This is a genomic window from Gemmatimonadales bacterium (genome assembly GCA_030697825.1).
In the GTDB taxonomy this organism is placed as follows: Bacteria; Gemmatimonadota; Gemmatimonadetes; order Gemmatimonadales; family JACORV01; genus JACORV01.
Map to the genome: position 1 here is coordinate 1 of JAUYOW010000252.1, position 3,085 is coordinate 3,085.

The window sequence follows — 3,085 nt, forward strand, 5'->3', positions numbered from 1 at the left end:
CGGCGCGGGGGCGGGGGCGGGGGCGGGACGCCGGGGCTGCTGCGCCCCCAGCGCGGACGCGGCCAGCAGCGCCATCCCGGCGAGGGCGAGCCGACGCGCCGCGCGACTAGTCATCTCCGGCCCTCCGCGCGGCGGCGGCGGTGTCCGCGCGCATAGCGGCGCTGTCGGTCACGGGCGGCTTCACGTAAGTCCGGATCTGGAAGGTCGCCTGCAGCAGCGTGCCCCTCGCGCGCAGCGCGGAATCGGCGGTCGGGCTCTGGATGCGCTCCAGCTTCACGTCGTACGGGACGATGATGCGCGCCAGGCTCGCAATGTCGGAAAGGAACTCGCCCACCTGGTCGTACTCGCCGGTCACCGTGAAGCGGAATCGCTGCGTATCGAACGGCGATCCAGACTCCACCGGCTGCGGCACGAAGTTGACGACGTTGGCGCCGCGGATCTTGGCGCGGCTCGAGATGTCGTCCAGCAGGTTCGGCACTTCCCCGGAGAGCGGCACCAACTGGCGCATCAGGTCGAGGGTGGCGCGGTACTCCGCGAGCTGCTGCTCGAGCTGCTGGACCGCGCCGCGCTGCACGTCGCGCTTCGCCTTGCGCACCTGCTCCTCGGTCGAGTCGATCTGCACCTGGAGCGAGTCGCGCGTCTTGCCAAGCTGCTTGACGCCCAGTATCCCGCCGATGGGCGTGCCGGACCAGACGAAGTACGCCCCCGATACTGCGAAGACCGTCAACGCCAGGAAGACCTGGCCGCGCATGTCCTGGGGAATGACGGCCATGGCTAACGCCCCCGCGCCCCGCGCGCCCCGCCGCCCGAGCGCACGCCCCGAACGACGGACGCCGCCAGCGGCTGCATCGTCAGGATCGAGGAATCGGGGACCTGGTATCGCGCCGCGATGATGTACGTGAACACGTCGCGCCCCTGCTCGTTCACCGCCCCGGTGGATCTGGTCGAGGCTCCTTCGATGAACGGCGACTCCTCAAGGTTCCGCACGAAGCGCGTGATCGCCTGGATGTCCGCCGACTTGCCGGTGATCTGGAATCCGGTGGAAGATCTCGTCGAGTCGTCGCCGCCCTCCGCCGCGACCGAGGCCACGTCATCCAGCCAGGTGTAAGGCGGCAGGGCCTTGGTGATCGCGTCCAGGAGGTGCGGCCACACATAGCGGTCGCGGTCGATGTCCCGGATCACCACGATCTGGCGCTGGACCGTGTCGCGCCTGGCCTCGAAGCCCTGGCGTACCCGCAGCACCTGCTCGAGCCGATGGGCATCCGCCTTGGCCGACTCGAGCCGCGGCTCAAGCTTGGAGATGGTGGAGCGCCGCGGCAGATAGAAGAACGCCATCAGGATCGCGATCACCGCCCAGCTCGCCACGCACGCGATGAGCCAGGGATCCTTCACCGCGGTGAGCATCGCCTTGAAGTCGGGCATCTGGAACGAGGCGCCCTTACCGCCACGCCTCTTCCCGGCACCCGGCAACAGGTTGATTTCGATCATTCTTGCGCCCGCGCCCTACGAGGACCGGAGGGCAAGGCCCATGGGCAGCATCAAGAGCGGCACCACCTCGTCCATCGAGAGGGTGTCGAAGACGCCGTCCCTGACCTTGATGTTCTTGATAGGATTCGCTTTCTCCACCGGGATCCGCAGGCGGTCGGCGAGCACCTCGCCGATTCCCGGGATCCGCGAACCGCCGCCCGACATGTACATCTTCGCCATCGCCACGCCGCTCCGGCTGGCGGTCTGGAGGAACGCGCCCGCGCGCTCGATGCCGACCGACATCTCCTCGCCACGGCTCTCGACGTACGGGTCCAGCACCGGCGAGCGCTCGAACGCCTGGAGCAGCTTGTCGGCCTCCTCCGCGCTCATCCCGCGCTCCCGCTGCAGGTCCTCGCGGAACCGCCGCGTGCCGAGCGCGAGATCGCGCGTGAGGATCGGCACGCCGTCCTCGAGGATGTTGATGTTCGTGACCTCGTGGCCGATGTTCAGCAGGCCGATAGTGCCCGTGAGCTCGTCGGGATAGTTGGCCTCGAACGCATTGTGCAGCGCGAAGGCATCCACGTCGACGATCTCGGGCTGGAGCCCGGCGTCGGTCAACAGCGCCTGCTTGTTCTCCACCAACTCGCGTTTGGCTGCGACCAGCAGGACGTTCATCTGGAGCCCTTCCGCGTCGGGGTCCAGGATCTGGAAGTCGAGCTGAACGTTCTCCATGCCGAAGGGCACGTGCTGCTCCGCTTCCCACCGGATGACTTCGCGCGCGTCCGACTCCTTCATCCGGTCCATCTGGATCTTCTTGACGATCACGTCTCGGCCGCCCACGGCGGTGACGACCTTCTTCTGCTTCACCCCGCCGGTGACGAAAAGACCCCGGATCGCGTCCGCCACGATCCCGGGATCCATGACCTCGCCCTCGACGATCGCATCGGCCAGGACGGGCGTAATGGCCACCTTGACGAGCTCGGGCTCACCCTTGGCGTGGTCGATCACCACGAGCTTGATGAGACCGCTCCCGACGTCCAGGCCAACCGTCTTCTTCTTGCCACCGAAAAGCGCCATATCTGCCGTTGGTTCAAGAAGATAGGGGGATGAGGGCCATCTACGATAGCGCTCATCCCCTGACTTGTCAAGGTACTTTAAGCGAAGTGGCGAAAGTTAAGTGATATCTATCACTTACGTCGCTGGCACCCCTCAGAAAAGCTCGGCCCACGACCGCTGGGCCAGGAGCCGGCCGGGGGCGTTGAACTGGAGCGCTCGGGCGATGGCACACGAGGAATACGTGACCACAGCGTCACCCAGCACCGACGACGTCTCCAGGTCCACGTTGGCAGCCATCAGTCCGCCGTTGAAGTGACCTCCGGTGCCCGACGTCTTGAGGCTGCCGCGGATTATCACCGGCCCGTAGAACTCGAAGCCACCCTGAACGTCGAGGTCCCCCGACACCAGCAGAATGCCCTGTCCATAGCCGCCGGTCAGCTTGAGGTCGCCGTTCACGTAGATGATCGGGAAGTAGTTCCGGCAGCCCGCCACAGCGATGGTGCCGGTTGGGGAGACGCCCGGCTCGCCCCAGTTGCTGAGGATCGCCGTGGTTCAGGTAGTG

Annotated in this window: 4 protein-coding genes; all 4 read right to left on the bottom strand. The window is 66.6% G+C overall.

Translation table 11 applies throughout. The annotated features are described in order from the left end of the window. Nucleotides 1-106 precede the first annotated feature (106 nt). The 4 genes from pilO to Q8Q85_12850 all read right to left on the bottom strand — a co-directional run bounded on the left by pilO (nt 107) and on the right by Q8Q85_12850 (nt 3,015). Entirely contained in the window at nt 107-772 is a 666-nt protein-coding gene (pilO, locus tag Q8Q85_12835; protein MDP3775140.1) for a type 4a pilus biogenesis protein PilO, read from the bottom strand. Nucleotides 773-774: 2 nt separating this feature from the next. Beyond that, nucleotides 775-1,488 (bottom strand): PilN domain-containing protein, encoded by a 714-nt coding sequence (locus Q8Q85_12840; protein MDP3775141.1) that lies wholly within the window; start codon nt 1,486-1,488, stop codon nt 775-777. A 15-nt stretch (nt 1,489-1,503) separates the two neighbouring features. After that, nucleotides 1,504-2,544, bottom strand: coding sequence for a type IV pilus assembly protein PilM (gene pilM, locus Q8Q85_12845; GenBank protein MDP3775142.1), 1,041 nt, complete (start codon nt 2,542-2,544; stop codon nt 1,504-1,506). A 132-nt stretch (nt 2,545-2,676) separates the two neighbouring features. Beyond that, a complete protein-coding gene (locus Q8Q85_12850) occupies nt 2,677-3,015 on the bottom strand; it encodes a hypothetical protein (protein ID MDP3775143.1) in 339 nt (112 codons plus the stop codon). Between the last annotated feature and the right edge of the window lie 70 nt (nt 3,016-3,085).